Origin of the sequence: Rhodopseudomonas rhenobacensis, assembly GCF_014203125.1 — a bacterium.
GTDB lineage: Bacteria > Pseudomonadota > Alphaproteobacteria > Rhizobiales > Xanthobacteraceae > Rhodopseudomonas_A > Rhodopseudomonas_A rhenobacensis.
Map to the genome: position 1 here is coordinate 85,782 of NZ_JACHIH010000007.1, position 24,375 is coordinate 110,156.

At 65.1% G+C, this 24,375-nt stretch carries 18 protein-coding genes and 3 pseudogenes; 13 read left to right on the forward strand and 8 right to left on the reverse strand.

What is annotated here, in order from left to right:
* Positions 1–462 precede the first annotated feature (462 nt).
* The 3 genes and pseudogenes from HNR60_RS08310 to HNR60_RS08320 form a co-directional block, all read left to right on the forward strand.
* Positions 463–1,755, forward strand: a complete 1,293-nt coding sequence (locus HNR60_RS08310) for a DcaP family trimeric outer membrane transporter (RefSeq protein WP_184256281.1) — start codon at positions 463–465, stop codon at positions 1,753–1,755.
* A 197-nt stretch (positions 1,756–1,952) separates the two neighbouring features.
* Positions 1,953–2,079: pseudogene (locus HNR60_RS08315) on the forward strand (light-harvesting protein); the annotation flags it as partial.
* A 102-nt stretch (positions 2,080–2,181) separates the two neighbouring features.
* Positions 2,182–3,224: pseudogene (locus HNR60_RS08320) on the forward strand (threonine aldolase family protein); the annotation flags it as partial.
* Positions 3,225–3,305: 81 nt separating this feature from the next.
* On the opposite strand, the gene HNR60_RS08325 reads toward HNR60_RS08320, so the two are convergent.
* From HNR60_RS08325 to HNR60_RS08335, 3 genes are read right to left on the reverse strand one after another with little or no spacing between them, the layout of a single operon-like run.
* Entirely contained in the window at positions 3,306–4,679 is a 1,374-nt protein-coding gene (locus tag HNR60_RS08325; protein ID WP_184256283.1) for a nitrogenase component 1, read from the reverse strand.
* Between the two features lie 12 nt (positions 4,680–4,691).
* Entirely contained in the window at positions 4,692–6,197 is a 1,506-nt protein-coding gene (locus tag HNR60_RS08330) for a nitrogenase component 1 (RefSeq protein WP_184256285.1), read from the reverse strand.
* An 18-nt stretch (positions 6,198–6,215) separates the two neighbouring features.
* Positions 6,216–7,529, reverse strand: coding sequence for an O-acetylhomoserine aminocarboxypropyltransferase/cysteine synthase family protein (locus tag HNR60_RS08335; protein ID WP_184256287.1), 1,314 nt, complete (start codon positions 7,527–7,529; stop codon positions 6,216–6,218).
* A 442-nt stretch (positions 7,530–7,971) separates the two neighbouring features.
* Between HNR60_RS08335 and HNR60_RS08340 the strand changes: the two genes are divergently transcribed.
* The 5 genes from HNR60_RS08340 (at position 7,972) to HNR60_RS08360 (ending at position 12,219) form a co-directional block, all read left to right on the forward strand.
* Positions 7,972–9,018, forward strand: a complete 1,047-nt coding sequence (locus HNR60_RS08340; protein ID WP_184256289.1) for an isopenicillin N synthase family dioxygenase — start codon at positions 7,972–7,974, stop codon at positions 9,016–9,018.
* 32 nt (positions 9,019–9,050) lie between these two features.
* Entirely contained in the window at positions 9,051–10,082 is a 1,032-nt protein-coding gene (locus HNR60_RS08345; RefSeq protein WP_184256291.1) for an ABC transporter substrate-binding protein, read from the forward strand.
* A gap of 10 nt (positions 10,083–10,092) precedes the next feature.
* On the forward strand, positions 10,093–11,091 hold the full coding sequence (locus HNR60_RS08350; protein ID WP_184256293.1) for an ABC transporter permease: 999 nt from the start codon (positions 10,093–10,095) through the stop codon (positions 11,089–11,091).
* 92 nt (positions 11,092–11,183) lie between these two features.
* A complete protein-coding gene (locus HNR60_RS08355; RefSeq protein ID WP_246432872.1) occupies positions 11,184–11,927 on the forward strand; it encodes an ABC transporter ATP-binding protein in 744 nt (247 codons plus the stop codon).
* A gap of 7 nt (positions 11,928–11,934) precedes the next feature.
* Positions 11,935–12,219, forward strand: coding sequence for a hypothetical protein (locus HNR60_RS08360; protein ID WP_184256297.1), 285 nt, complete (start codon positions 11,935–11,937; stop codon positions 12,217–12,219).
* A gap of 9 nt (positions 12,220–12,228) precedes the next feature.
* On the opposite strand, the gene HNR60_RS08365 is transcribed toward HNR60_RS08360, so the two are convergent.
* Positions 12,229–13,404: a trans-sulfuration enzyme family protein gene (locus HNR60_RS08365; protein WP_184256299.1), complete on the reverse strand. Its 1,176-nt coding sequence runs from the start codon at positions 13,402–13,404 to the stop codon at positions 12,229–12,231.
* Complete coding sequence (locus HNR60_RS08370; protein WP_184256403.1) at positions 13,397–14,797, reverse strand: pyridoxal-phosphate dependent enzyme; 1,401 nt, start codon at positions 14,795–14,797, stop codon at positions 13,397–13,399. The genes HNR60_RS08365 and HNR60_RS08370 overlap by 8 nt, the downstream gene beginning before the upstream one ends.
* Before the next feature lie 557 nt (positions 14,798–15,354).
* On the opposite strand from HNR60_RS08370, the gene HNR60_RS08375 reads away from it, so the two are divergent.
* The 5 genes from HNR60_RS08375 (at position 15,355) to HNR60_RS08395 (ending at position 20,512) form a co-directional block, all read left to right on the forward strand.
* Positions 15,355–15,699 carry a NifB/NifX family molybdenum-iron cluster-binding protein gene (locus HNR60_RS08375; RefSeq protein WP_347339324.1) on the forward strand — a complete coding sequence of 115 codons (345 nt, stop codon included), beginning with the start codon at positions 15,355–15,357 and terminating at the stop codon, positions 15,697–15,699.
* Positions 15,696–16,628 (forward strand): radical SAM protein, encoded by a 933-nt coding sequence (locus tag HNR60_RS08380; RefSeq protein ID WP_184256303.1) that lies wholly within the window; start codon positions 15,696–15,698, stop codon positions 16,626–16,628. Before HNR60_RS08375 ends, HNR60_RS08380 begins: the two co-directional genes overlap by 4 nt.
* Positions 16,629–16,666: 38 nt before the next feature.
* Positions 16,667–17,542, forward strand: coding sequence for a nitrogenase iron protein (gene nifH / locus HNR60_RS08385; RefSeq protein WP_184256305.1), 876 nt, complete (start codon positions 16,667–16,669; stop codon positions 17,540–17,542).
* 63 nt (positions 17,543–17,605) lie between these two features.
* Positions 17,606–19,117: a nitrogenase component 1 gene (locus HNR60_RS08390; RefSeq protein ID WP_184256307.1), complete on the forward strand. Its 1,512-nt coding sequence runs from the start codon at positions 17,606–17,608 to the stop codon at positions 19,115–19,117.
* Positions 19,118–19,129: 12 nt separating this feature from the next.
* Complete coding sequence (locus HNR60_RS08395; protein ID WP_184256309.1) at positions 19,130–20,512, forward strand: nitrogenase component 1; 1,383 nt, start codon at positions 19,130–19,132, stop codon at positions 20,510–20,512.
* Positions 20,513–20,610: 98 nt separating this feature from the next.
* Here HNR60_RS08395 and HNR60_RS08400 read toward each other — a convergent pair.
* From HNR60_RS08400 to HNR60_RS08410, 3 genes and pseudogenes are all read right to left on the reverse strand, one after another.
* Positions 20,611–21,913 (reverse strand): annotated as a pseudogene (locus HNR60_RS08400) (O-acetylhomoserine aminocarboxypropyltransferase/cysteine synthase family protein).
* Between the two features lie 12 nt (positions 21,914–21,925).
* Positions 21,926–22,465 (reverse strand): carboxymuconolactone decarboxylase family protein, encoded by a 540-nt coding sequence (locus tag HNR60_RS08405; RefSeq protein WP_184256320.1) that lies wholly within the window; start codon positions 22,463–22,465, stop codon positions 21,926–21,928.
* 177 nt (positions 22,466–22,642) lie between these two features.
* Positions 22,643–24,079, reverse strand: coding sequence for an APC family permease (locus HNR60_RS08410; RefSeq protein WP_184256322.1), 1,437 nt, complete (start codon positions 24,077–24,079; stop codon positions 22,643–22,645).
* Positions 24,080–24,375 lie beyond the last annotated feature (296 nt).

Here is a 24,375-nt window from a genome sequence, read left to right on the forward strand (position 1 = left end):
TTCGCGACGTTACAATCGTTACCCGCCTGAGGCCGTCGCCATATCAACGCGCGTCGCGTCCCGTGGGTTTGTCGAACAATCTGCTACCCGTCGTAGATGAGATTAGTTCGCCGGTTTGGTGCGGAGACCTCTTGCGTCCATTGCTGCAGCAGATCGACCAGTTAGTTAGATATTACATGATTGTCCGGATCGAAGCCGCCAAACATAGTTTTTTGCAACGGCTTGTCGTGCATCACCGACATTTCGCAAATCATCAGACGGGGTAGCTGCATTTTGCAGCAGCGCGGATCTGTGGGCGGGGCAAGCGCGTGAAACACGGCGACACAATCGCCATTGAAACGGGGGACGTTGATTATGCGAATGACTGAAATATTACTTACCAGTGTTTGCGCTGCGGCCATCGGCATCGGCCTCGGGGCTGGGCCGGCCGCCGCCGACGAGGCCGGGGATCTTAAATCGGAAGTGAAGGCGCTCAGGGCCGCACTCGAAGCCGTGCAGAAACGTCAGCAGGCGCTGGAGCGCAAGGAGGCGGTACGACAGGCCGCTGCGGCCTCCGCCCCCGCCGCCGGGCCCTTGCTGGCGGTGAAGTCGCCGTTTGCCACCGCGCATCCTGGCTATCTGCAGATCCCCGGCAGCAATACGCTGATCAAGATCGGCGGCTATGTGAAGGTCGATGGCGTTTACGACGTCAAAGGCAGCTTCAACGGCACAGCGGCCACGTTCGGCGACATTCCGCTGGAAGGCACCGCGGCGTCGAAGCGCAATCCGAATTTCAGCGCGACCGCCCGCGAAAGTCGTTTCAACATCGCCACCTTGACGCCGACCGAATTGGGCGAACTCAAGACCTTCATCGAAGGCGATTTCTACGGGGCCGGCGGCAACGCCGAGCAATCCAACAGCTACGGTTTCCGGCTGCGTCAGGCCTATTTCGAAGTCGGCCCGTGGCTCGCTGGCCAAGCCTGGACGACCTTCGCCGATCTCGAGACGGTGCCCGAAACGCTGGAATTCAACGGTCCGTCCGGCTTCCCGATCGCCCGCCAGGCGCTGGTTCGCTACACCACCGCGCTCGGGCCGGGCGCTCTCAGTCTGGCGTTTGAGAATCCGTCGAGCGACGCCCAATACACCCACGCGGTCTGGCCGGATTCGATCGGGACGAATTTCGCGCCGGAGGGCGTGGTGCGATGGAAGGCCGATCCGTCCTGGGGCCATGTCGCCGTCGCGGGCCTCGCCCGCGAGATCAGCGCCGACACCGGCGGCCCGAATATCTTCGGCATCACCGGCAAGTCCTCGACCTTCGGCTGGGGCGTGCTGGGCGCGATCGGATTCAATACCATCGGCAAGGATCGGCTGTCGTTCCAGGGAATCGTCGGCGAGGGCATCGGTCGCTACTTCAACAACGGCGCCGACGACAATTACCAAGGCGCCTCGGTCAATCTCGACGGGTCGGTACGCGCCACGCCGGCATTTGGCGTGACCGCCAGCTACAAGCACTATTGGAACGACTGGGTCCGGTCGACGGTGGCCTATGGTCACACCGAGTATGACAACGAGCTGCCGCGCGACCAGCTCAATTCGATTCGCAGTATCGATTCGGTGCACGCCAACTTGTTGTTCAACCCGTTTGTGAACACCACGGTCGGCGTCGAATACGTCTTCGGGCATATCAAGAAGGATGCGTTCGATCCGGCGACCGGGGCGACGGGCCCGGACGGCTGGGCGCATCGCATCCAGACGTCGGCGATCGTCAACTTCTGAGCGCGGCCGCATCACGCGGCTGACCGTTACGACATCGATGGACCGGCGGCGTTGCGCCGCCGGTCATGAGTTTGGGGACCGACCCCGTATGTCCTGCCCCCGCCGGGACGGCTAGCATCATTTCACATGGCTCAGAACGTCGCCTTCATGTTGACATAGAAAGTTCGCCCGACTTCCGGATAACCCAGGCGAGGGCGCTGTTTCTGGGCAGCGTCACCGTGATCGCAATTCTCGTGCACTGCTGTGCTGTCGCACACCACCTGGTTCCCGACATACTGGAAGGGCAAGGTCGCGGCGATCGAGAGCCAGGTCAACATCAGATAGCATTTCCTGAGAGCACGTGCAGCCGGCCGGGATCCACGGGCCATTCCTTTGCGACGACGCATGATCCTCACGCGCGCAAGGCATGGGGTAACGGGATTCATCATGGTGTATGCCCCTGTTCCCGAAGACCCGCGGCTTCCGCCGGTTCTCATCAACATGTTTTCTGAAACCCAGACCAGGCCGAGCCCGGCGATGCGCGAGGCGATGGCTTCCGCCGAGGTCGGCGACGAGCAGATGGGCGCCGATCCGACGGTGAATGCGTTGTGCGAGCGGGTGGCCAACCTGCTCGGCAAGGAGTCTGCGGTGTTCATGCCGTCGGGCACGATCTGCAACGTCGCCGCGACGCTGACTGCCGGCCTGGCGACGAGATTCTCGCGCATGAAACCGCTCACATCTTGACGCTGGAGGGCGGCGCCCATGCGGCGCTCGGCGGCGTTCAGATCAGGGCGCTGCATGGCGCCGGCGGCCAATTCACGGCCGACGGACTTCGACGAGCGCTTCGTCGCCCCGACCGGCGTCAAGCGCGGCAAGCGCTGATCAGCGTCGAGCAGACCACCAATCTCGGCGGCGGGACGATCTGGGAAGAATCCGAGCTCGATGCCGTGGTGGACATCGCGAGGGCCGCGGGGTTGGCGACCCACATGGACGGCGCGCGGCTGCTGAATGCCTGCGTTGTCACCGGCCTCAGCCCGCGCCAGATGGTCGCCGGATGGGATTCGGTCTGGATCGATTTCAGCAAGGGGCTATGTGCGCCGCTCGGCGCCGCGCTGGCCGGATCGCGCCGCTTTGTCGACCAGGTTTGGCGCTGGAAACTGCGGCTCGGCGGCTCGTTGCGGCACGCCGGCATCTGTGCCGCCGCCTGTCACTACGCGCTCGACCACAATGTCGGCCGCCTTGCCGACGATCACGCCAACTCCTGGACGCTCGCCGACGGGCTGTCGGCGATCCCCGGCATCGTTGTGCAGGCCCTGCAATCCAATCTGGTGTTCTTCAATGCCAGCGGCGCCGGATTGAGCAACGAGCGAATGGAGACCGCGGTGCGCCAGCATGGCGTGATGATCTCGATCATGGGCGGTCGGCTGCGCGCCTGCACCTATCTCGACGTCAGCGCCGCGATGGTCCAGGGAAACATTGGAGATCTTCGGCGAGGTCTTTCGCAATCGGGACGTTGGCGAATTGAGGCAGCGCGAGTTTTTCGGGCGTGGCCTGATCGTTGGTCTTCCTCGTCAGCCCATGGTGCTGGCGCGGACCACCGTGGTGTAGGTTCGCTCGATCAGCGCCAGCGCGCCGCGATAGCCCACATAGGCGCGCGACAGCACTACTTCGTCGGTGCAGGGATATCCGATCTCGACCAGCGGTGCGCCGATCGAATCCGCCAGCGCCGCCTCCCAGGTGGTGCCGAACACGATCGGTAGCTCACCGCTGAAATCGGCCTGCCGTATCGACTGATGGATCAGGAAGCCGTCCTGCTCGAACGCCACCTCGGCGCCTTCCCCCAGCGCGCGATAGCGTGCCTCGATCGCCTCGCGATGCTCCGGCGGCGGATTTTCGCTGATCACCATCGGTCCGGGATTGAGCCCCAGCTGCTCGATCAGGAAGGTCGCCACCGCGAGGTTATAGGCGCTCTCGCTGACCACCACGGCCTGCGACGGCAGCCGATACTGGCTGGTGCAGCCGGCATAGAACGCGGCGAAGTCGCGCAGATAGATGTAGTGTTCCTTCTCCTCGGCGGCGATGAAGGCTTCGGCGCGGTTGCGGTCGAGCCCGGCGAATTCCACCACCTCGCGCAAAAACGCGCTGGTCGCTCGGGCGCCGATGGGAATTGTCGGCACGTGCAGGAACGGCTGGCCGCAGGCCTGTTCGAGATGCGCCGCGGTGGCGAGCCCGAGCCACGGCGACAGCACCAGGTTGAACTGCGCGCGCGGAATCGCCCGCCACTCCTCGACGCCGGCGGACGCCGGGCCGAACAGGATGTTCACCTCGAGCCCGATGCCCTGCAAAATCCGTTTGATCTCGGAGAGGTCGCCGCGCCAGAACGGATTCTGATAGGGCAGCAACGACCAGACATTGACCAGCCCTTGCTGTTTCGGGACATCCCCTTGGCCCGCGAACTGATCGACGATGGCGCGGATGATGATCTCGTGGCCTGAGAAATTGTTGCCCCGATAGCCGGTGGTTTCGGCGAACACGATCGGCACGCCGCGCTTCTGATAGCGACTGACCACGCTCGCCACGTCGTCGCCGACTAGACCCGGAATGCAGCCGGACTGCACCACGTAGAGATCGGCCGTCATGACTTTCAGCGTCGAGCGGATCAGTTCGTCGAGCCGGTCGGCGCCGCCGAAGATCACCTCCTGATTGCCGAGATTGGTCGAGGGGACATGGAATTCACCGCCCTGATAGCCGTTGATGCCGGATAGCGCATGGAACTGCTTGGTGGCGCAGCCCGGGCCGCAATGGGTGATCGGCACCGCGCCGGGGATCGCGATTACGCTGGCCAGCGCGCCGAGGCTGCATCCATAGCGAACCTGCTCGATCGCGCCCGGCGAACTGCAGAACGACTCCGAGGAATCGCGAGGGTTGGAAACCGGAGATAACATCGGCAAGTGTCCTTACGCCGGCTCGGCGCTGAGCGCGTAGGGGTTGGTCTCGGCGAGCCAGGACGGCTGATAGGGAAACGCGGAATGCGCCGCGACGTCGTCGTAGAACCGCTTGCGCGGCAGCACCCCCAGGATGGCGCGGCCGATCGTCAGCAGGCCCTCGTAGCCAAGCCCGTCGTTGGAGTAGAAGATCGGCAGCACCGGGATGCCCATCCGCCCGGCCAGCACCGCCATGGTGCCGGAATGTCGGCAGATGACAAAGTCCGGCTTGGCCCGCTGTAAGGCGGCGTGGGCCTGAAAATGCTGGTCGGGGCTGACCGTGTAGTTCGGCACGTCGCCCCAGGTCTCGACCAGATGCCCGAGCGAATCCTGCTGCGGGTCACCACTGTCGGTCGCGGGGTCATGGTGGAATGAGAACGCGCCGTCGACCACGACGCCGAGTTCGCGCAAGTCAGCCAGCAGCCCGTGCGCGAAGGCGGCGCCCGCGGCGACGAAGCCGCGCTTGCCGGCGAGGGCTTTGCGCAAGTGCGCCAGCTCCGGCGCGATCCGGGCGCGTTCGCTTTCAATGATCGCCTCGACGCGGTCCTCGCGGCCGGTCAGTCGCGCGATGTCGCGTAGCCAATAATCAGTCGCGTCGAGACCATAGGGCAGCGGCGCCTTGACCTCGGGCACGCCAAATTCCTGCTCCAGTCCGGTCGCGAGATACGACAGCACGAAGCACATCGTCACGGTGGCCACGGCCTCCGAGCATCGCGCCAGCACCTCCAGCGTATTGCCGCCCATCACCAGATTGACCCGCAGCCCCAAGGGCGCAAGCAACGGCGTGAAGACGTCCGGTCCGCCGAGATGGATGACGTTGATCAGGTCGGCCTGCTTCGTTGGCGTGTGCGGCACCAGCCGGCGCAGGATGCCGTGCTCGATGACGTCCCAGCCGCTCGACCAGTGCTTCGACTTGAAGCCCTCGCAGTGCAGCGTGACCACCGGAATCCCGATTTCGTCCTCGACCCGCTTCGCCGCGCCATCGACGTCATCGCCGATGATACCGGTGGCGCAGGAGGTGGCGACGAAGATCACGCGCGGATTATGCCGCGCGAAGGCGTCGCGGATGGTCTGTTCCAGCCGCTCGACGCCGCCGAACACCATGTCCTGCTCGCCGAGATTGCTGCAGATCGATTTCGGATCTTCCAGCTTCCAGCCGCGCCGCGCCGCCAGATCGCGATAGTAGCGTGCGGTGAAGGACTGACTGGCGGAGCAGCCGATCGGCGCGTGCTGGATCACCACCGACTGCTGGATGATGGTGGCATTGGTGACCGCGATGTGCTCGGCGCACATCGAGGCCTGCGCGAACGGGCTGGATTGCTCGCACAATCGCCGACCGCCATTATCGCAACCTTTAGCGCAGCCGTAGGTGAAGGCGGAGTCCCGCGCCAGCTGCGTGGCGCTGCCTTCCCATTGGGTGATGGTGCCGAGCCGCTGGTCGCGGGTTTCGACCTGGGGGAGTCTGAGATTAAGCGCCATACGATCCTCGGACTGTGTTCAGGCTTGATCGAGCGCCTGCGCGATGTCGGCGATAATGTCGTCGACGCCCTCGATCCCGACCGAGATCCGCACATAGCCGGGCGTGACGCCGGCGGCGAGTTGCTTGTCGGGTGCGAGCTGCGCATGCGTGGTCGACGACGGATGGATCGCCAGGCTGTGGGCGTCGCCGATATTGGCGACGTGGAACAAGAGCTTCAACGCGTTGATGAAGCGGCGGCCGGCCGCGAAGCCGTCGTGCAGTTCGAAGCCGACCAAAGCGCCGTAGCCGCCGGTCAGATACGTATCGGCGCGGCGGCGGGCCTCGCCGCTCTGCAGCCCCGGATAGATCACGGTCTCGACCTTGGGGTGCTGGGCGAGATAGTCGGCGATGCGCGCGGCGTTGGCGGTCTGCTGCCGGATCCGCAGCGGCAGGGTTTCCAGCCCCTGAATTAGCTGAAACGCGTTTTGCGGCGCGATCGCCGGGCCGAGGTCGCGCAGCAGACCGGCACGCGCCGCGAAGGCATAGGCCACCGGGCCGTAGGGGCGGGCGATGTCCGGCCAGTTGCGGCCATTATAGGATGGGTCCGGCCCGGTAATTAGTTTGTGCCGTTCGGCGAACTCCTCCCAGGGAAACTGCCCGCTGTCGATGATGACGCCGCCGATGGTGGTGCCGTGACCACCGATGTATTTGGTCGCCGAATGCACCACGATCGCCGCGCCATGATCGATCGGCCGCGCCAACAGCGGCGCCGCGGTGTTGTCGATGATCAGCGGAATCCCAAAGCCGCGACCGATCTCGGCGACCTCGCGGATAGGAAACACGTTGAGCTTGGGGTTGGGCAGGGTCTCGCCGAAGTAAAGCCGTGTGCGATCGTCGGTGGCGTTGCGGAAGGCTTCCGGATCGGAGGGGTCGACGAAGCGCGCCTCGATGCCGAACTGCTTCAGCCGGTTGGCGAAGAAATTCCAGGTGCCGCCGTACAGATCGGTGCCGGTGACGATGTTGTCGCCGGCCTGCACCAGCGTCAGCACCGACAACGCCACCGCCGCCTGTCCGGATGCCAGCGCCAGCGCCGCGGCGCCGCCCTCGATCGCGGCGATGCGCTCTTCGAGCACATGCGAGGTCGGGTTGCCGATCCGCGAATAGACGAAGCCGAACTCTTCGAAATTCACCAGCCGGTCGGCGCGTTCGGTGCTCTGCAGATCGAACGACGTCGACTGATAGATCGGCACCGTGGTGGCGCCTGTCGCCGGATCTGCGCGGAACGAACCGCCATGCAGCGCAAGCGTATCAATGTTGCTGGTCTGAAGCGGCTGATGCGTTTGCAGCGACATAGAACATCCTCTTGATCAGGGCGCCGAAGTGATCGCGGCGGGTGACGCCGCCGGCCGCGGCTATCGTCCACGTGAATGCCACAACGCTAGAGAGGGCGCGCGCGAAGATCAATCGCGATGCATAGAAGGAAACTTCAATCTGCGTGCGATTAGGGAAAAGCGGTTTCGCCGCCGAACCGCGCCGAGCGAGCGGACGTGATAATAGGTAGCAAGGTGGTCAGGCATCCAGACTGATTTGCGACGCTTAGCTGGCGGTGCGGCGGCGGCTTGCTACCGGGCTTCGAGAAAATTGCCCTTCCCGGGAGCACGCCCCCGACATGAAACGCGCGCCGGCATCGGTGATCGGAGTACCAGCGTCGCTATTTTGCCGGATCTCTCGACAGTCACCAAACCCGGCGGCATCATTCCGCCGTTACTGTCGCTCATGGCATCGGCGTTCATCATGACTGTTTCGCAAAAGGCGCTCCCAGTCCTCGACTTGACCAGCTTCGACGCCGAACCGTCGCAACGCGGGGCGTTCCTACGCGAGCTGTGCGAGGCGGCGCAAGGGCCGGGCTTCTTCTATCTGGTCGGCCACGGCATTTCAGCTGATCTGATCAGCGATGTGCTGGCTGCATCGCGGCAATTCTTCGATTTGCCGGAGCGGGACAAGTTCTCGATCGAGATGATCAACTCGCCGCATTTCCGCGGTTACACCCGCGCCGGGCTGGAATTCACCCGCGGCCTGCCGGATTGGCGCGAGCAGCTCGACATCGGCGCCGAACGCGACGCGTTGCCATGGGACCGCACCGCGCCGCCCTGGATCCGGCTGCAGGGTCCCAATCAATGGCCGGCGGCACTGCCCGGGTTGAGGCCGACGCTGTTGCGCTACCAGGCGGAGGCAACGGCGCTGGCCATCAAGGTGTTGCGCGCCTTTGCGGCCGCGCTTGAGCAGCCGGACAACGTGTTCGAACCGATCTACGCGCCGAGCCCGAACCAGCTCCTGAAGATCATCCGCTATCCCGGCCGCGATGCGGGCGACAGCGATCAGGGCGTCGGCGCCCACAAGGATTCCGGCTTCGTCACCATCCTGCTGCAGGACAAGGTCGGCGGCCTGCAGGTCGAGACCGCGGACGGCTGGATCGATGCGCCGCCGCGGCCCGGCTCCTTCGTAGTCAACATCGGTGAAATCCTGGAGCTGGCCTCGAACGGGGCGTTGCGCGCCAACGTGCATCGCGTGGTGTCGCCGCCGGCCGGCGTTGACCGGCTGTCGGTCGCGTTCTTCCTCGGCGCCAGGCTCGATGCCACCGTACCGCTGCTCGACCTGCCGCCGGAGATCGCGGCGCGGTCGCGCGGGGTGACGGAGGATCCGCTCAATCCGTTGTTTCACGAAGTCGGCCGCAACTACCTGAAGGGCAGGCTGCGCTCGCATCCCGACGTGGCGCGCCGGCATCACGCCGATCTGCTCGACCCGTCATCGACCCAATCGGAGCCGGCCTCGGCTTATTAGGCCGCGCCGGCCGCGACATACAGGAGCGTTCAATGCCTCAATCGAAATCTGCTGGCGGCCGGGTGTCGCGGCGCACCTTGCTCAAAGCCACCGGCGTGGCCGGCCTTGCCGCATCGGCCGGCGTGCTGGCGAACCAGATCTATTCGCCGGCGGTGGCCGGTCCCGCGCCAAAGGTGCGGCTGGCCTGGACCGAGGTTGCGGCATGCCACTCGCCGCTCGGCTTCGGCGTCGCCAAGGGCTTCTACGCCAAGCACGATCTCGACGTCGAATTGTTCTATCAGGGCGCCAGCGGCCAGACCCTGATCCAGGCGCTCGCCACCGGCAAAGCCGATGTCGGCGCAGGGCTGATCGGCGACTGGCTGAAGCCGCTCGAGCAAGGCTTCGACGTCAAGCTGTTCGTCGGCTCGCACGGCGGCTGTCAGCGGTTGCTGGCGTCGAAAGCCTCCGGCGTCACCGACATCGCCGGCGTCAAGGGCAAGACCATCGCCAGCTACGACGTGGTGTCGCCGCCGAAGGTCGCGTTCCAGGTCACCCTGGCCAAAGCCGGGCTGGATCCCGAGAACGACGTCACCTGGAAGGTGGTGCCGTTTGATCTCGTCGGCGAAGCGGTCAAACGCGGCGACGCCGACATCGCCGCGCATCTCGATCCTTGGGCCTATTCGATCGAGAAGAAGTTCGATCTCGTCAAGATCGCCGACACCCAGACCGGGGTCTATGAAGGCCACACCTGCTGCGTGCTCGGCGCCAACGGCCCGTTCCTCAAGGCCAACAAGGATGCGCTGCGCAGGCTCGCGCAGGCGAATATCGAAGTGCACGACTACGTCGCCGACCATCCGGACGAATTGGCCAAGTGGTATCTCGACGCGTTGAAGCCGGCGGGGCTCACGCTTGCAGAACTGACCGAGATCCTCGGCTCCTTCGTGCTGCACAATCATCCGATCGGCCCGCCGCTGGTCGATCAGATCCGCAAGACCTCGGAGGACCTCAAGCTGGTCAAGGTGCTCGATCCGAGCACCGATCCCAAAGCCTTCGCCGAGCGCGTCACCGTCAATCTGTTGGCCTGAGACTTCCACGATGACCGACGCGACTGAAACGCTCGACGGCGCGGCAGCAGTCGACGCGCCGGGGCTATTGCCAGGGCTGTGGCGCGACGGCCTGCTGATCGCTCTGGCCTGGGGAGTCGCCGCGGTGGTGACGGTAAGCCTGCCCGACGTGGTGCCATGGGGCGGTGGCGATTTGTTCGCCGCGATCACCGGGGTGGGAGCGCTGACTTTCGTCGTGCTGGCGTTTGCCGCGCACCGGCTCGGGCGGGCAGGCGAGATCCTGATCCATTATGGCCCGTGGCTGATCGCGATCGGGGTGTGGCTGGCGCTGTGGGAACTGATCACGGCGAAAACCGGCTGGCTGCCGAAGCCGTTCTTTTCGCCGCCGCACGGACTGCTCAACGTCTATGTCAATGACGGCCAGCGGCTCTTGATCTGCATCGGCTATACGCTGCGGCTGTGGGCGCTCGGCTTCCTCTCCGGCATCGTGGTCGGCTACGCCGTCGGCGTGGCGCTGGGCTGGTCGAAGCGTTTCGCCTATTGGGGCATGCCGTTGTTGAAGCTGATCGGTCCGGTGCCGGCGACCGCCTGGATTCCCTGCACCTTCTATTTCTTTCCCACCACGTTCGGCGCCAGCATCTTCATCGTCGCATTGGCCTCGGGAATTCCGGTCGCGATCCTCACCGCGTCCGGGGTCGGCTCGGTCAACCGCGCCTATTACGACGTCGGCCGCATCCTCGGCGCCGACAGCCGCTATTTGATCCGCCGGGTGGCGATCCCCGCTGCGATGCCGCACGTCTTCGTCGGGCTGTTCATGGCCTTGTACTATTCCTTCGCCGTGCTGGTGGTCGCCGAAATGCTCGGCGCCAAATATGGGCTTGGCTGGTACATCCAGTTCCAGACCGCCTATTCGGGGTACGCCAATGTCTACGCCGCGCTGCTGATCATGGCGGTGCTGTGCGCCGGCATCATCCGGCTGTTGTTCGTGGCGCGCGATCGCCTGCTCAAATGGCAGCAGGGCTTCATCTGATGAGCGACGCAGTCTTCGCAGAGCAGGCCGTTGCCGATCAGGCCGTTGCAGATCGCGCCGTCGCGGCGCCGGCGCCGCATGCGGGCGCCGGCATGGCGGTGGAGATCCGCAAGGTCAGCCATCACTTCCGGCTCTCGGGGAAGTCGCTGCCGGTGCTGGAGGGGATCGACTTCAGCGTGGCGCCAGGGGAATTCGTCGCGCTGCTCGGTCCCTCGGGCTGCGGCAAATCAACCCTGCTGCGGCTGATCGCCGGACTGGAGCCGCCGTCGGCCGGAGCGATCGTCGCCGACTCCGAGCCGGTCAACCGGCCCGATCCGTCGCGCAATCTGGTGTTTCAGGATCCGACGTTGTTTCCCTGGGCGACGGTGTGGCGCAACGTCGCCACCGGGTTGGAAGCGCGCGGTCTCTTAAAACAGCATCGCGCGCGGGTCGACGACGCGCTGGCGCTGGTCGAGCTCGGCGGCTTCGCCGACGCCTATCCGCATCAATTGTCCGGCGGCATGGCGCAGCGCGCCTCGCTGGCCCGCGCGCTGGTCAACGACCCGTCGCTGCTGTTGCTCGACGAACCGCTCGGCAAACTCGATTCGCTGACCCGGATGACGCTGCAGGTCGAACTTGTGCGGCTGTGGCAGCGCAACGGCTTCACCGCGCTGTTGGTGACCCACGACGTCGAGGAGGCGCTGCTGTTGGCCTCGCGGGTGATCGTGTTCAGCGAGCGCCCGGCGCGGATCAAGGCGGAGTTTCGTTTCGACGAGCCGTATCCGCGACACCGCGACGATCCCGGGCTGATCGATCTGCGCCGCCGCATTCTCGGCACGCTCGGTCTGGCAACGTGAGCTCGTCGTGACCCGCACCGGCACAGGCTTGCTGATCGCCGGCGTTGTGCTGCTGCTGGTCGCCGTGGCGTGGTGGTGGCTGACCTTCGCCGACGTGGTTCGCTATGCCTATCTGAGCGCGCCGGAGGCGGCGGCCTGCCTGATCGGCCGCTCCGACGTCTGCGATCTCGCCCGTGCGATGTGCCGCGGCTCGCATCCTGCCGCGGTGCTGGCCTATTGGTGGGGCACGTTCTGGATCGCCATCGCGCTGGCGTCGGCGAGCCTGAGCCTCGCCGGCGCCAAGCGCGCCTGACCGTCGACCTCAAATGATCGCCAGCGCCTGCTCGAGATCCTCGGTCAAGTCCTCGACGTCCTCGATCCCGATCGACAGCCGAATGAGATTGGGTCTGATGCCACGCGCGAGGCGGTCGGCCTCGGGCAGCGAGCCGTGGCTCATGGTCCAGGGTTGCCCGACCAGGCTCTCCACCGCGCCGAGGCTCTCGGCGAGCGCGATCAGCCGAAACCGCTTAAGCACCTCGACGGTCTGTTGCTCGTCGGCCTTCAGATAAGCTGCGACCATGCCGCCGCCATTGCTCATCTGCCTTGTGGCAAGATCGTGCTGCGGATGGCTTTGCAGCCCCGGATAGATCACCCGCTCGACCCTCGGATGCGCCTCCAGCCAGCGCGCGATGGCGAGCGCATTGTCGCCGTGGCGCTGCATCCGCAGCGGCAGCGTCTTGATGCCGCGTAGCGCGAGAAAGCTGGAGAACGGGTCGAGGATGCCGCCGGTGGCGTTCTGCAGGAAGGCAAGTTTCTGCTCGAGCTCGGCGTCGCGCACCACGATGGCGCCGCCGACGATGTCGGAATGGCCGCCGATATATTTGGTGACCGAATGCACCACGATGTCGATGTCGTGTTCGAGCGGGCGCTGCACCGCCGGCGAGGCGAAGGTGTTGTCGACCACGGTGAGCACGCCATGCTCGCGGCCGATCGCCGCCACGGCCTCGAGATCGGCCAGCCGCAACAAGGGATTGCTCGGCGTCTCGATCCAGATGAAGGCGGTGTTCGGCCGGATCGCGGCGCGGATCGCCGCGGGATCGGCGGGGTCGACATGCGTGGCCTCGAGATTGGCCGAATGATTGCGCACCCGGTGAAACAGCCGCCAGCTGCCGCCGTACAGATCCTCGGATGCCACCACATGGCTGCCGTGCGGCGCGAGGTCGAGAATCGCGGCCTCCGCGGCAAGCCCGGAGGCGAAGGCAAACGCGGCGTGGCCGCGTTCGGCGTCGGCGATCGCGGCCTCGAACGCCGCCCGCGTCGGGTTCTGCGAGCGGGCGTACTCATAGCCTTTATGCACACCGGGCGCCTGTTGCACGAAGGTCGAGGTGGCGTAGATCGGCGTCGTCACCGCGCCGGTCGACGGATCGACATGCTGGCCGCCATGGACGGCGCGGGTGTTCGGTCCGGCGAGCCGGCTGTTACGAATGTTGTCATGCATGGCGATCGACCTTACGGCGGAGGTGGTTGACGAGATCGATCCGCGTGATCAACCCCAGGAAATGCGCGCCGTCGACCACCACCACGACGTGGCCGCGATCGAACACCGGCAATAGCTGCTCAAGCGGCGTCGACACCGACACGGTCTCGACGCGTTCGCTCATCGCAAGGCTCACCGGATCGGCAAAGCGTGCGGCATCGGCGAAGGTCGCCATCAATAGATCGGACTCGTCGATGATCCCGACCACATGGTCGTCGATCAGCACCGGCAGCTGCGAGACGTCGTACAGCTTCATCCGCGAATAGGCGAAGTTCAGCGTATCGTCGGGCGCCACGGTGATCGCCGCGCCCTCGTCGTGGCGGCGCTGGATCAGGTCGCGCAAATCGCCCTGCTGCGGCCGCTGCAGAAAACCCTGGTCGGTCATCCAGGCGTCGTTGAACATCTTCGACAGATATTTGTTGCCGCCGTCCGGAAACAGCGTGACCACGCGCTTCGGCGTGGTCTGCTCGCGGCAGTAGCGCAGCGCGGCCGCGAGCAGCGTGCCCGACGAGGAGCCTGCCAAGATGCCTTCCAGGCGCAACAACTCGCGCGCGGCGGCAAACGAGTCCGCATCCGAGATCGAATAGCCCCGCGCCACCCGCGCGAGATCGGCATTGGGCGGCACGAAATCCTCGCCGATGCCTTCCACCAGCCAGCTACCGAGTTCGCCGGGCTGCCGTCCTTCGACGACATCAACCAGGATCGATCCTTGCGGATCGGCCAGCACCATCTCGGTCGACGGCGAAACGCGCGCGAAGAACCGGCTGATCCCGGTCATGGTGCCACCGGATCCGATGCCGGCCACCACCGCGTCGACGCGTCGGCCCATCTGCTCCCAGATTTCCGGGGCGGTGCCGACCTCATGCGCCAGCGGATTCGCCGGATTGGCGAACTGATTGATGAACACCGCGCCCGGTGTCTGCGCCGTGATCCGCGCGGCGACATCCTGGTAGTAAGCGGGATGGCCCTTGCCGACGTCGGAGCGGGTCATCACCACTTCGGCGCCGAGCGCCTTCAGGTGCAGCACTTTCTCCCGGCTCATCTTGTCGGGAATGACAAGGATCAGCCGATAGCCCTTCAGCGCTGCGACCAGCGCCAGCCCGAGCCCGGTGTTGCCGGCGGTCGCCTCGACCAGCGTGCCGCCGGGCTGCAACCGGCCGTCGCGCTCGAAAGCGGTGATCATCGACAGCGCCGGGCGATCCTTGATCGAGCCGCCGGGATTCTGGAATTCGAGTTTGGCGAACAGCCGGCACGGGCCGGTATCGAACTGGGTGAGTTCGACCAGCGGCGTATTGCCGATCAGATCGAGCAGACTGCGTGGGGTCTGCTCGTCGGAATGCAAGGCTGCAATCATATTCACTGAGCGTCTCGCAATGATGGCGTCCCCATGATGCGCTCACCGAGCCGGGCCGCGGTTCACAACTAACTGATCCTCGGATCGCGTCGTCGTCAATACGCCGGGACGACTTAAGCAGAAACTGTGAGTTCCACCGCCGCAGGCAGCATGGAACTGCACAAAGCGTCACTTCGGCAGCATCGCGTTCTTCGCGGTTTCGGTCAACGCGTGAGGGAACCATTGCGGTCGTGTCGAGGTCACTTTGCGGTGACGATGCTCGCGCCGTCCACCCGCGTCGCGGATCCCTAATGGCTCGCGTCGAGCGACTTGTAAGCACGGTGATACCTTGCGTTATCAGCACAGCAACAAACAGGTCATGGACATACGCGTAGAAGAATACTCTTCACGGTTGAGTGGCGACTATGAAAACCAATCCTCGCGCAAATGAGTTACGAGTCGTGGTATCCGCTCCGTTGTGAGCGTGCCGAACGTAACTATCAGCGACTGCTGGTCGTCAATTCGCAACGATGTGATCGCGCATGGGTCCGCCACCGAGCTCAACCGAACCAACCCGGGTGGCGATCGCCACCGGCGACGGCGTCGCGGTCACCGAGCATTTCGGCTACGCGACGCAATTCCAGATCTGGGACTTTTCCGGCAGCGCACCGCGGCTGGTAGAGACCAGGCGTAATCTTCCGGCCTGCGGCGCCGATCGCAGCGCAGAGCGCCGCGATCCGATGGATATTTCGGTGGATCTGGTCGCGGATTGCCGCGCCGTGGTGGTGGCGCGGATCGGCGAATGCGCGATCAACCGGCTCTCGGCGCTCGGCATCCTGGCGTTCGAGACCGATGACGCGGTGGCGACAGCGGTGCGTGATCTCGCCGAAAGCACGCTGTTGCGGGAGCCCGTGCGCGCATGACGATGCCTGTCGATCCTTGCGCGGCGCAGACCATGCGGTTGGAGGCGACCAAGCCGGCGTTTCCGGCGCTGGAGGGCCGTCACCCTTGCTTCAGCACCACCGCCGTCGGGCACGCGCGCAGCGCGCGGCTGCATCTGCCGGTCAGCCCCGGCTGCAATATCGATTGCGCCTTCTGCATTCGCGATTTCAATCGCCGCGATCAGCGCCCGGGCGTCGCGACGCGGCTGCTCAGTCCAGATCAGGCGGTGGAGATCACCGAGCGGGCGCTTGAGCTGTGCCCCACCATCAACGTGATCGGCATCGCCGGGCCGGGCGATCCGTTGGCGACGCCGCATGCGCTGCAGACCTTCGAGAAAGTTCACGCCCGCTGGCCGGAGCTGGTGCTGTGCCTGTCGACGAACGGCTTGATGCTGCCGGAGCGGATTGAGGAGATCGCCGCGGTCGGCGTCACCACGCTGACGGTCACCGTCAATTCGGTCGACCCGCAGATCCAGGCCCAGATCACCCCGAAGATCGCTTGGCAGCGCCGCAGGTTGGACGGCATCGCCGCGGCCGAGCGGCTGATCGCCAATCAGCTCGACGGCATCGCCAAGGCTGCGGCGCTCGGGTTGACCATCAAGATCAACACCGTGCTGATCCCGACCGTCAATGACGACCACATCGGCACGCTGGCGCAGCGCGTGGCGGAGGCCGGCGCGCAAATGATCAACATCATCCCGCTGATCCCGCAGCACGGCTTCGCGCATCTGCCGGCGCCCGGCATGATGAAGCGTTACGTCGCCCGCGCCGACGCCGAGCAGCACTTGCGGGTGTTCACGCATTGCCAGCGTTGCCGCGCCGACGCCTGCGGCATTCCCGGCGTCAGCGACTACACCGCGCAGCTCTATGGCGACGGCATCAGCGCCGAGCCGACCTTCTCGCACGGCTGACGCCGTACACCCAACAGCAACAACCAGGAGCGCCGATCATGGCCAAGAAGCTGAAGCAGATTGCGATTTACGGCAAAGGCGGGATCGGCAAGTCGACCACCACCTCGAACATCAGCGCGGCGCTGGCTGAAGCTGGATATAAAGTGATGCAGTTCGGCGCCGACCCCAAGGCCGATTCCACCAACACGTTACGCGGCGGCGAATACATCCCCTCGGTGCTCGACCTGTTGGCGGAGCGGCGCCGCGTCGACGCCTATGAGGCGATCTTCGAAGGTTTCGGCGGCATCTATTGCGTCGAGGCCGGCGGCCCGCAGCCCGGCGTCGGCTGCGCCGGGCGCGGCATCATCACTGCCGTGGAGCTGTTGAAGCAGCAACGGGTGTTCGAAGAACTCGACCTCGACATCGTGATCTACGACGTGCTCGGCGACGTGGTGTGCGGCGGTTTCGCCGTGCCGGTGCGGGAAGGCATCGCCGAGCACGTGTTTACGGTGTCGTCGTCCGACTTCATGGCGATCTACGCCGCCAACAATCTGTTCCGCGGCATCGAGCGCTTCTCCAATTCCGGCGGAGCGTTGCTCGGCGGCATCATCGCCAATTCGATCAACACCGATTTCCAGCGCGAGATCATCGACGACTTCGCCGCCCGCACCGACACCCCGATCGTGCAATATGTGCCGCGCTCGCTCACCGTGACGCAAGCCGAATTGAGCGGCCGCACCACCATCGAAGCGGCGCCGCAATCGGCGCAGGCCGATGTCTATCGGCAATTGGCCCGCCGCATCGCCGAGCATACCGACTCCAAAGTGCCGACCCCCCTCAACCCGACGCAATTGCGCGAATGGTCGGCGCGCTGGGCGGACCATCTGGTCGCCGCCGAACAGGCCGAGGCCGAGCGCAGTAGGCAGGTCGCCTGACGGCGGCCGCGCGGCCGATGGCGAGGCCACACTGTCAGCATCTGTGCCAGCGGAGTATTCGGCATGACCCTCAATCTGAAAACCTCCAGCGTCGAGACCCGCGAGCAGCGGCTCGGCACCATCATCGGCTGGGACGGCACGGCGACGCAGCTCGCCGATGAATCGGCGTTTTCGCGCGGCGATTGCGGTGGTTGCGGCGGCAAGGCGCGGCGGATCTGCGAATTGGAGGGGCCGTTCACCCAGGGCTCGGTGTGCAGCGAGCAGATGGTGGAGTGCCAGGCCGGCAACATCCGCGACGCGGTGCTGATCCAGCATTCGCCGATCGGCTGCGGCGCGGGGCAAGTGATCTACAATTCGATCTATCGCAACGGATTGGCGATGCGCGGCCTGCCGGTGCAGAACATCCGCTTCATTTCCACCAATCTGCGCGAACGCGACATGGTCTATGGCGGCGCAGATAAGCTGGCTTTCGCGATCAAGGCCGCGGTCGAGCGGCACGCGCCGAAGGCGGTGTTCATCGCCACCTCCTGCGCCTCGGGCATCATCGGCGACGACGTCGAGAGCGTGGCGCGCGCCGCGGAGGCGGAGTTCGGCATTCCGATCATTCCGCTGCATTGCGAGGGCTTCAAGTCGAAGCACTGGTCGACCGGCTTCGACGCCACCCAGCACGGCATCCTGCGCCAGATCGTGCGCAAGAACCCGGAGAAGCGGCAGGACGACCTGATCAACGTCATCAACTTGTGGGGCACCGACGTATTCACCCCGATGCTCGGCGAACTCGGGCTGCGGGTGAACTATGTGGTCGACATGGCGACCGTCGAGCAACTGGCGCAGATGTCGGAAGCCCGCGCCACGGTGAGCTTCTGCTACACGCTCGGCACTTATCTGGCGACCGCGCTGGAGCAGGAATTCGGCGTCCAGCAGATCAAGGCGCCGCAGCCCTACGCCTTCGCCGGCACCGACGCCTGGCTGCGCGAGCTCGCCCGGGTCACCGGCCGCGAGCAGCAGGCCGAAGATTACATCGCCCGCGAGCACGCTCGGGTGAAGCCGCTGATCGCCGAACTGCGGCCGAAGCTGAAAGGCCTGAAGGGCTACGTCGCCACCGGCTCCGCCTATTCGCACGGTCTGATCGGCGTGCTGCGCGAGATCGGCGTCGAGGTCGACGGCTCACTGGTGTTCCACCACGACCCGGTCTACGACTCGGAAGATCCGCGGCAGGATTCGCTCGGCCATCTGGTCGAGACTTACGGCGACGTCAAACATTTCACCGTCGGCAACCGCCAGCAGTATCAGTTCTACAATCTGCTGCAGCGGGTGAAGCCGGACTTCATCATCATCCGCCACAACGGGCTGGCACCGCTGGCGGCGCGGCTCGGCATTCCGGCGATCCCGCTCGGCGATGAGCATCATGCGCTGGGCTATCAGGGCATGGTCAATCTTGGCGAGTCGATCCTGGCGGCGCTGCAGCATCGCAAATTCCATCAGGACATCGCGAAACGCGTCAGCCTCCCCTACAAGCAATCCTGGCTGGCTGAGCCCGATCCGTTCGCGCTGTCGCGCGGCGCCACCGCGTAAAGGAGCTCGATAATGGCCATCCTCGCCCTGAAATCGCGCCCGACCGAGATTTCGCCGGACGCCGACAAATCCGGTCCGATCGAGCTGGTGCGCTATGTCTGCGCGATCGGCGCGATGCAAAGCGCCGCGGCGATTCCGCGCGTGGTGCCGATCACCCATTGCGGCCCCGGCTGCGCCGACAAGCAATACATGAATCTGGCCTTCTATAACGGCTTCCAGGGCTCAGGCTATGGCGGCGGCCCGGTGGTGCCGTCGACCAACGCCTCGCAGCGCGAAGTGATCTTCGGCGGCGCCGATCGGCTGCGCGAATTGATCGAGTCCACGCAATTGGTGCTTGATGCCGATCTGTTCGTGGTGCTGACCGGATGCATCCCGGATCTGGTCGGCGACGACGTCGGCTCGGTGGTGCGCGATTTCCAGAAGAAAGGCGTGCCGATCGTCTATGCAGAGACCGGCGGTTTCCGCGGCAACAATTTCACCGGCCATGAAGCGGTGACGCGGGCGATCATCGAACAGTATGTCGGCCCGTGGGACGGCGTCCGCGAGCAGGGGCTGGTCAACGTCTGGTCGCTGCTGCCGTATCAGAACACGTTCTGGCGCGGCGATCTCGAAGAGATCAAGCGGCTGCTCGAAGGCATCGGGCTCAAGGTCAACGTGCTGTTCGGGCCGGATTCCGCGGGCTTGAGCGAATGGCGCGACATCCCGCACGCGCAGTTCAATCTGGTGCTGTCGCCGTGGCTCGGGCTTTCGACCGCGACGCTGCTGGAAGAACGCGTTCACCAGCCGTTCCTGCATATCCCGGTGGTCCCGATCGGCGCGCGGCAGAGCAGCGAGTTCTTGCGCCAGGTCGCGGAATTCGCGGGTCTGCCGTCCGAACGCGTCGAGGCGTTCATAAAGAGCGAGGAGACGCGGTACTACAATTACATCGACGGCTTCACCGATTTCTATTCGGAATATTGGTGGGGCTTGCCGGCGAAATTCGCGGTGGTCGGCGACAGCGCCTACAATCTGGCGCTGACCAAGTTTCTCGTCACTCAGCTTGGCCTGATCCCGGCCAAGCAGATCGTCACCGAAGATCCGCCGGTCGAGCACCGCGACGCCATCCGCGCCGAATTCCGCAACATCGATCACGACGTCAGCGTCGAGATCGATTTCATCGAAGACAGCTACCAGATCCACCAGAGCATCCGCAACGCGGACTTCGGCCACAAGCCGCCGATCATCTTCGGCACCACCTGGGAACGCGACCTGGTCAAGGAGATGAAGGGCTCGCTGGTCGAGGTCGGCTTCCCCGCGTCGTACGAAGTGGTGCTGTCGCGCAGCTATGTCGGCTATCGCGGCGCGCTGTCGCTGCTGGAGCGGATCTACTCCACGGTGGTCAGCCACAGCGCGTGACGATGGGGTCGGTCGTCATCGATCGACGAGGAGCCGAGGCGGAAGATTGAACTTCCGCCGACCTCTGCCTTGGTTCGTTTGACGACGCAGCGCCCCTGTCAGGCAGCCGACGCCGCGAAGGCCTGCTTCAAGTCCCACAGAAGATCCTCCGCATCCTCCGTTCCCACGGAGAGCCGGATCTGCTCCGGCTTGACGCCGGCCAGACGCTGCTCGGCTTCCGTCAGTTGGCCGTGGGTGACCGTGCCGGGGTGAACGATCAGCGACTTTGAGTCGCCGACATTGGCCAGGAACGAGAAGATCTTGGTGGCTTCGATGAAGCGCACCGCGCGCTCGCGGCCGCCTTTGATTCCGAAAGTGAGGATCGAGCCGGCGCCCTTCGGCAGATATTTGCGCGCCAGATGGTGATACGGGCTACTCTTCAGTCCCGGGTAGGCGACCCATTCGACGTCGGGATTGGTTTCGAGCCATTCGGCGATGCGTTGCGCATTGGCGACCTGGCGCTCCAGCCGGAACGACAGCGTCTCCAGCCCCTGCAGGAACAGGAAGGCATTGAACGGGCTCATGCAGGCGCCGAAGTCCCGCAGATAGTGCAGCCGCACCTTGATGATGTAGGCGATGTTGCCGGCGCCGGGATAGTCGCCCCATTTCTCCCAATGCACGAAATTGCTGTAGGCAGGATCCGCCGTGGTGAATCCGGAAACTTGCCGTTGCTCCAGTTGAAGTTGCCGCCGTCGACGATCAACCCGCCGATCGAGGTGCCGTTGCCGCCGATGAATTTGGTGGCGGAATGCACCGAGACATTGCCGCCGTAATCGAACGGCCGGAATAGATAGGGCGTGCCGAAAGTGTTGTCGACGATCAGCGGGATGCCGTTGCGTTCGGCGATCCGGCCGACCGCCTCGAAATCGATGACGTGATGTCGGGGTTGCCGATCGTCTCGACGAAGATCGCGCGGGTCTTGTCTATGACGGCGCGAGCAAAATTGTCCGGGTCGGCCGGGTCGACCAGGGTGGTGGTGACGCCGTGCTTCGGCAGGGTGTTGACGAACAGGTTGAACGAACCGCCATAGAGCGTCTTTGCCGCCACCACCTCGTCGCCGGCATGGGTGATGTTGAGGATCGAATAGGCGGTGGCCGCCGATCCCGAGGCGACCGCGAGCGCTCCGCTGCCGCCCTCCAGCGCGGCGATGCGATTTTCCAGCACCTCATTGGTCGGGTTGGTGATGCGGGTGTAGTCGAAACCGAATTCTTCGACCGAGCTGATCGCCTTGGCGGCGGCGAAATCCTTGAAGACGAACGAGGTGGTTTGATAGATCGGCACCGCGCGCGCGCCGGTGGCGGCGTCGGGCACCTGTCCGGCGTGCAGCTGCTGGGTGTTGAAGCCGAATTGGCGTTGAGCCATGTCGATCCTCGCTCATGCGAAATAGGTTTCGGGCTGGATACGGAACGGATCGAGCGCGGCATCGATATCGATGCGCAGCGCGCTGTTGACCACGTTGTTGACGATCATCAGCGCGCCGAACACCGTCAGCTCGACGATCTCGGCCGGCGAGAACTCGGCGGCCAGCCGGCCATACAGCGCGTCGTCGACGCGGTTGGCGTCCTTGGCCAGTTGCTGGCCGTAGTCCCAGAGGAGCTGTTCGCGCGGCGTCAGCTGCAGCGTCTCCGGCGCCTCGCCCCAGCCGGCGATCTCCCGCCGCATGAAGGTGGTACAGAGCTCGCAGGCATTGGCGCGGGAGATCGCAAAGCAGAACAGCACCGCGGCGCGTTCGCCGAGGAACGGCTTGACCCGGGCGAACAGCGTGTACCATTGCAGCACGGCGTGCAGCGCCACCGGCGAATGCAGCAGCACCGCCTTCATGTTGGAGAGGCTATGGGTCTTGATCAGCGCGTCATAGGCCGCGCGAATGTCGGCCGGCGCCGTCGCCGGGTCGATGGGGGCAATGCGGGACATCTCGGGATTCCTGGCTTTGCTCGGCGCTGAAACATCTCGCGCGATTCCTCCGCCGCTGCTGTTGTCGCGGAGCTGTCCGCGGCTCTGCTGCGGCATCGAGCGGAAGATTGCTGCGCCATGGTGGGATGCGCGATGGCGGTGGAGGCGATCCGCCTCCACCGTTTTCGAGGACGCGTGCTATTCGGCCGGCACGGCGGGGGCCGCGGCGGCTTCGTTGAGGTCGACCTGGATCAGTTGCAGCACGCTCGGCGAGCGGCTGCGCAGATACAGGAAATGCAGCGCGCCGATCGCCAGCAGCGCCACGAAGATGTAGGGCAGCAGGTTCAACGGATAGGGCGGGATCGGGTACAGCGAGCCGATCAAGGGCAGCGCCAGCAGCAGCACCGAGGCCGCCGACACCGCGAGATGAGCGGCCCTGAGCTCGCCTCGGCGCTTCAGGAACAGCGGCGCCGCCACCGCGACCAGAATATAGGCCACCAGGAAGCCGAAGGTGGCGAGCGTGCCCAGATAGGCGAAGGCGTCGAGCAGGCCGACGCCGAGCAGCGTCAGCGGCAGCGACAACAGCAGCACCGCGACGCTCGCGATCGCCACCGCGATATGCGGCGTGGAATGGGTGGCGTGGGCGTCGCCGGCGCGGCTGTGGATGATGCCGTGGCGCGACAGCAGAAACAGCACCCGCGCGCCGGCGTTGATGCTGGCCAGCGCCGAGGCGAAGAAGCTGGCGGAGACGCCGGCGGCGATCACCGGGCCGAGATAGCTAAGGCCGATCGCCGAGGCGACCACCGACAGCGGCGCATCGGCCTTGTCGAGCGGCGTCGCGCTGCCCTGGAACGCGGCGACCAGCACATAGGCCGACACCACGAAGAACAGCCCGGTGAACGCCACGGTGGCGATGATCGAGCGCGGGATCACCCGCAGCGGATCCTTGGCCTCGTGGCCGAGCACGGTGGCGCTTTCAAAGCCGACGAAGCTGAAGAACGCCAGCACCAGGCCGAGCTGCAGGTTCTCGCGGCTGACGTCGGTGAGCCTGAGTTGCGCGGCGTCGATCGACGGGCCGGCATGAATGAAATAGCCGACCACGACCGCCAGAATGGCGATCACCGTGATCGCCTCCAGCGTGAGCGACAGCCGCGTCGACAATTTGATGCTGCGCCATGCCACGTAGAACGCCAGCCCGATCGCCGCCAGCGACAGCGCCACCGCGGGCCACAGCTCGGCGAACTCGCCGAACACCAGATGCAGCACCACCAGCGCGTAGTTGATCGAACCTGCGACCACGGCGCCGGCGGTGAACAGATAGGCGATCACCAAGGACCAGCCGGCGATGCCGCCCCAGAACGCGCCGAGGCCCTGGCCGGCGAAGGTGTAGAGCGCGCCCGGCGAAGCCGAGCGGCTGGCGAACACGTTGATGTTGAGTGACAACAACAACAGCGCCAGGGTGGCGAAGAAGTACGCCAGCCAGGTGCCGTTGCCGGCGGTGGCGAACACCCCGAGCACCACGAAGGCCGGCGTGCCGGAGGGCGCGATGACGCCGACCGATTGGGCGACGACGTCTGCAAAGGACAGATGGTCGCGCTTGAGGGATCCTTGCGGCGGGTGAAGAGCTGAGGTCATGAGCGTGGGGTCTCGCAATTGCCGATTCATCGATGCACGGAGAAGGGCCATTGCGGCCCGGCGATGGCCGTCAGGCCACCGCCCCGCTACATGGGTCGGCGGAACCGGAGACGGCGGGAAGGATGATGGCGAAGCCGGCGAAGCCGACCACCTCCCGCCAAGGCTTGAAGGCCCACAGCAACTTCATGAATCCAACTCGCCTTTCGGACGAACGCGGATCAGTGCGTAGTAACGGTTTCGACGCGCAACAAACTCGTTGCGCACGCAAATGCTATGTGGCGTGTCCGTCCACGTCA